Here is a 3,486-nt window from a genome sequence, read left to right as displayed (position 1 = left end):
TGCGCGGGTTCCGGCCGCCGGTGCCGGGGCCGCCGCGGGCCGGGCCCTGCGGTCCGAGCAGGTGGGCGCGTTCGGCCGGGGTGAGCGGGTCGACGGCGCTCAGCGGGGTGTCGGGGGCGGCGCAGAACGCCTCCAGGAGGGCCACGGTGTGCCGGGCCAGCGCGGCGACGGACGCCTCGTCGAACAGGTCGGGGCGGTGGATGAGGACCAGGTCGGTGCGGCCGTGTCCGTCGCGCAGGTCGAGGGTGAGGTCGAACTTGGCGGTGGTGAGGTCGATCCGGTAGGGGGCGCCGTCGGTCGTGCCGAGGCGGACGGCGGAGGCGGCGACGTCGGTGTGCGTGTAGAGCACCTGGACGAGGGGGTTGCGGGCGAGGTCGCGCTCCGGGCTCAGCGCGTCGACGACCTGCTCGAAGGGGACCGACTGGTGCGAGAAGGCGTCCAGGACCGTGTCCCGGGTGCGGGCGAGGAGGACGGCCGGGGTCGGGTCGTCGGAGAAGTCGCCGCGCAGCACGAGGGTGTTGACGAAGAACCCGACGAGCTGTTCGGTGGCGGCTTCCTCCCGGTTGGCGACGACGGTGCCGACGGCGATGTCCCGCTGTCCGGTGTGGAACGCCAACGCGGCCTGGAAAGCGGCCAGTACGGTCATGTAGGGGGTGGTCCCGGCGCGGCTGCCGAGGGCGGTGAGCGCGTCGGTGAGGGCGGGCGGCAGGGTGACGGTGTGGGCGGCGCCGGTGCCGCTCGGGGTGTCGGGGCGCGGGTGGTCGGTGGGCAGCTCCAGCGGGGTCAGACCGGCCAACCGGGTGCGCCAGTGGTCGAGTTCGCCGGACCGGTCGGTCCCGCGCTGCCAGATCGCGTAGTCGGCGTAGTCGAGGGGCAGTTCGGGCAGGCGGGCGGTGTCGCCCTCGGTCCTGGCCCGGTACAGCTCGGTCAGGTCGCGCACCAGCAGGCCGAGGGACCAGCCGTCGGAGACGATGTGGTGCATGCCGAGGACCAGGACGTGGTCGTCGTCGGCGGCGCGGACCAGGGTGGCGCGGAAGGCGGGTTCGCGGGCGAGGTCGAAGGGGCGGACGGCGGCGGCGTGCACGGCGGCGGCCAGCAGCCGTTCCCGGTCCTCGCCGGGCGGGGCGCCCGCTCCGGTGACGTCCAGGACGGCCGCGTCGGCGGGCAGCACCCGCTGGTACGGGACGCCCTCGTGCTCGGGGAAGACGACGCGCAGCTGCTCGTGCCGGGCGACCAGGTCGGTGACGGCGGCGCGCAGCGCGGGCAGGTCGAGGGGGCCGGTGAACCGCCAGGCGGCGGGGAGCAGGTAGGTGGCGGCCCCGGGGTCGAGCCGGTCGAGGAAGTACAGGCGCTGCTGGGCGGCGGAGAGCGGGACGCGGTCCGGGCGGGGCCGTACCCGGGCCGGGCCGGTGTCCCGGGCGCCGGACAGGCCGCTGAGCCGCTGCTCCAGCAGGCGGCGGGCGGCCGGGGAGAGGCCGCCGCCCGCGGTGAGGGGGCCGGGACGCACGTCGGATGTGGTCATCGGGGCACTCCGATCTCAGGACGGGGAGGGAAGTCGGTGCGGCGCGGGCCGCGGGCGCGCGGGGCGTCCGCCGCGGTGCGCGGGTCGGGCGCCGGGCGCGGGCTCCGTGACCGGGGCCGGGGTGTGCGGGGCGGTGCGGGCGGTGCGGGGCCTGTGGTGCGGGCGGGCGTCCGTCGTCGATCCGGCGGACGGGCCCGCCCGGCACGGGGCGTGCGGTGCTCGGGGTCGTACGGTCCCTGGGTGGTGCCGCGGCAGGTGCGCGGTGCCGGGGCGCGCGGGTCAGAGGTCGGCTGTCAGGGAGAGGTCGATCTCGTCGTCGCTCATCTCCGAGATCAGTTCGAGCAGTCGGCGCTCGACCTCGGCGGCGAGGCGTTCGACGGTGGAGTGCTCGAAGAGGTCCCGCACCTGGAGGGGGCAGTCGAAGGCGGTGCGCAGCCGGGAGGCGACGGCGACCGCGCGCAGCGAGTGGCCGCCGAGGGCGAAGAAGTCGTCGTGGACCCCGGCCCGCGGCAGGTCGAGGACCTCGCACCAGATCTGCGCGACGACCGTCTCGGCCGGGGTGCGCGGCGGGACGAACTCCGGTGCCTCGGGGGCCTGCGGCTCCGGCAGGGCGGTGAGGTCGAGCTTGCCCTGGACGGTCAGCGGCAGGGTGTCCAGGAGCACGAACGCGGAGGGCACCAGGTAGTGCGGCAGGCGGTCCCGGCAGTGGGTCTCCAGCGCCTCGGCGGAGAGTCCGCCGCCCGCCGCGTAGCCGACGAGGGCGGGTTCGCCGCGCAGGGTCCTGACGACGACGGCGGCGCCCCGCACACCGGGGTGGGCGCGCAGCACGGCCTCGGCCTCCCCGGGTTCGACGCGGAAGCCGCGGATCTTGACCTGGTCGTCGTTGCGGCCGAGGAACTCCAGTTCCCCGGTGGGCCGTCGGCGCACCAGGTCGCCGGTGCGGTAGAGGCGGCCGCCGTGTCCGCCGAACGGGTCGGGCACGAAGCGTTCGGCGGTGAGGGCGGGCCGTCCGAGGTAGCCGCGCGCCGACTCCGGTCCGCCGAGCAGGAGTTCGCCGGGGACTCCGTCGGGGGCCAGGTCGCCGAGCGGGTCGACGACGTGGGCGCGGCGGCTGCCCAGCGCGCGGCCGATGGGCACCCGGCCGTGCGGCGCGGCGGTCACGGTGTGCGCGGTGGCGGAGACGACCGTCTCGGTGGGTCCGTAGGTGTTGACGACGGGGACGGCGGGCAGGTGCGCGAACCAGCGCTCCAGCGGGTCGGCCGGCAGGGCCTCTCCCCCGGTCACCAGCAGCCGCAGGGAGGCGAGCCTGGGCGCCAGGGTGTCGAGCCGGGCGACGAGTTCCGCCCAGTAGGAGGGGGTGAGTTCCATGACGGTGACGCGCTGGTCCGCGACCCGGTCGGCGAGTTCCTCGGGGGCCCAGATGTCGTCGGGCCGCACCACCACGCTCGCCCCGGTGGCGAGGGCGGGCAGGATCTGTTCCAGGGAGGCGTCGAAGGAGGTCGAGGCGAAGGTGAGGACGCGGTCCCGCGCGGTGAGCGCGAACGCGGCGCGGGCGGTGGCGACATGGGCGTCGAGGGCGTGGTGGGCGACGCCGACGGCCTTGGGGCGGCCGGTGGATCCCGAGGTGAAGATGACGTAGGCGAGGTCCTCGGGGTCGGGCCGGTGCCGGGGCGCGTCGCGCGGGTCGTCCGCGCCGAGGGTGGAGACGTCGATCGCGACGGCCCCGAGGGCGGTGACGGCGTCCCGGGTGCGCGGGTCGCACACGACGTGCCGTACCCCGGCCTCGTCGAGCATGTACCGCAGCCGCTCCGCGGGGAGCCGCGCGTCCAGCGGGACGTACACGCCGCCCGCCCGCCAGACGGCGAGCATCGCGGCGACCGACCACACGCCCCGGCCGACGCCGACGCCGACGGGTGTGCCGGGGACGGCCCCCGCGCGGGCCAGGGCGGCGGCGAGACGGCCGG

General features: G+C 76.7%; 2 protein-coding genes. Both read right to left on the bottom strand.

Annotated features, from left to right (window positions below):
• A partial coding sequence (locus tag GA0115242_RS30130) for a condensation domain-containing protein (protein ID WP_237549389.1) occupies window positions 1-1,522 on the bottom strand: 1,522 nt, incomplete at its 3' end.
• A gap of 279 nt (window positions 1,523-1,801) precedes the next feature.
• Window positions 1,802-3,486: non-ribosomal peptide synthetase (locus GA0115242_RS30125; protein ID WP_141721808.1), on the bottom strand; the 1,685-nt coding region annotated here is incomplete at its 5' end.

The organism is Streptomyces sp. SolWspMP-5a-2, assembly GCF_900091845.1.
GTDB classification, from domain to species: domain Bacteria; phylum Actinomycetota; class Actinomycetes; order Streptomycetales; family Streptomycetaceae; genus Streptomyces; species Streptomyces doudnae.
The sequence above is the reverse complement of the archived record's forward strand: the minus strand, read 5'-3'. Positions and strand labels throughout refer to the sequence as shown.